This is a genomic window from uncultured Thiodictyon sp., assembly GCF_903828115.1.
Classification (GTDB): domain Bacteria; phylum Pseudomonadota; class Gammaproteobacteria; order Chromatiales; family Chromatiaceae; genus Thiodictyon.
This window is the reverse complement of the sequence record NZ_CAIKKU010000437.1, coordinates 1-1555: the sequence shown is the minus strand read 5'-3', so window position 1 is coordinate 1555 and position 1555 is coordinate 1. Positions and strand designations below refer to the sequence as shown.

At 67.0% G+C, this 1555-nt stretch carries 2 protein-coding genes; both read right to left on the bottom strand.

What is annotated here, in order from left to right; translation table 11 throughout:
- Positions 1-468: 468 nt before the first annotated feature.
- Positions 469-882, bottom strand: coding sequence for a type II toxin-antitoxin system VapC family toxin (locus QZY48_RS16000; protein WP_295432625.1), 414 nt, complete (start codon positions 880-882; stop codon positions 469-471).
- A complete protein-coding gene (locus tag QZY48_RS15995) occupies positions 858-1136 on the bottom strand; it encodes a type II toxin-antitoxin system VapB family antitoxin (RefSeq protein ID WP_295432622.1) in 279 nt (92 codons plus the stop codon). Before QZY48_RS15995 ends, QZY48_RS16000 begins: the two co-directional genes overlap by 25 nt.
- Between the last annotated feature and the right edge of the window lie 419 nt (positions 1137-1555).

Here is a 1555-nt window from a genome sequence, read left to right as displayed (position 1 = left end):
GGCATCAGCCTATCGAAGAAATTGATGGAAGACGTCGAAGCACGGTTGAAGCGCAGCCCGACCTTGCCAAAATATGACATTTTTATCAAGCCTATTCTCGGGTAATATTTTTAACAGAAATCACCTCAGCCTTGGAGCGCGCCAAGGCTGAAGCCTCGGACTCCAGCGGGCCGGTGCCTCGGCTGGCCCGAATTATGACGACGGCCGCTGCGACGATCGGGGGCCTTCGGTGAACGCCGGATGACCTTGTACCCGAGCAAAAACCGGAGGTCGAGGCTTCAGCCGGATGCGGCGCCACTTCCCCCTGACGGCCGTGAGGCGTTGGCCGTCGCCCCGGAACATGAAAGTTCCTGGTGGGAGCGGCCTCCGGCGGCGATGCGGCACCGCGGCGAACTGCGATGCCGCGTCCCCGGCACCGCCCGTCGCGGCTGAAGCCGCTCCCACAGCGTCGCTGCGCGACTTTCACGGTCAGGGTTCGTCAGGCGCCGGGGGCATCGCTGCGGCGTGCAGATCGGTTTGCGTGAAATCCGCGCCCTTGAACAACAGCGGCTCGCCGCGGCTCTTGGCCAGCGCGTAGGAGCAGCAGTCGCCCAGATTCAGCCCGGCCGGGTGGTTCCCTTTGCCGAAGCGGCGATAGGCGGTGCGGGCGAGGCGCGCCTGGATGGGATCGAAGGCGATCGTCTCGATGCCGAGATCGGCGATCAAGGCATCGAGTTCCTGAACCGCGGCGGGACCCTTGCGGCGCGCCAACACCACCGAGGTTTCCAGTAGCGAGAAGGCGCTCATGCAGCGGCTGGGGTGGGCGGCCATCGCCTGGGCGAGCCCCGCGGCCTCCGGTTCGTCGAACAGGATGGCGATCAGGGCGGAGCTGTCGATGACCATGGCTCGAAGGTCCCGTCAGGGCCATAGCCCAGGATCGCGTCGGGGGCGCTGGGGTCGAGGTCCGGGAAGGCGGCGCAGCGGTGCGCGGCGGCCTGGATCCGGGCGAGTGCAAGCGCCTTGGCCCGTTTCTCGCGCAACTGGCAGGCCCGCTGTTGCAGTGCCTCCAGGATCACCTGGGCGACCGGCTCGCCGGTCTCCCGCGCAAGCTCTTGCGCCAGGCGTTCCGTCTCATCATGGCTGATCGTCAGTGCCATCGTTTGGGTCACTCCGCGGACGGGTCTGGTGTCGGTTGGGGCAATGATAATACTGCGGCGCCGGTTACGCCGGGCCGACGGCCTGGACCCCACGCACTTGGCGCGCAGCCTGTTGGCGTTTCGCGGCATCTGGGGCGCCTTGGGCGGCTGCCCGTAGGGTCCGCTGTGCGGACCACCGCCCGTAGCGCCCCAGCGCCCCCAGCGCCCCCAGCGCCCCCAGCGGGCTCCGCGGCTCGGGTTGGTCGCGCGGGTCTAGTAGGGCGTTTCGTCTTGTTTTGCGATCCCCAAGCCCCGCAGGGGCGCGACATACCAGCCCAGGGCAACGCCCTGGGATAGCGTTGTTTATTCGGCCTAGCCCTGAAAGGGCGTGACATAAGGAGCCATGCCGTTATGTCACGCCCTTTCAGGGCTAAGCTCCG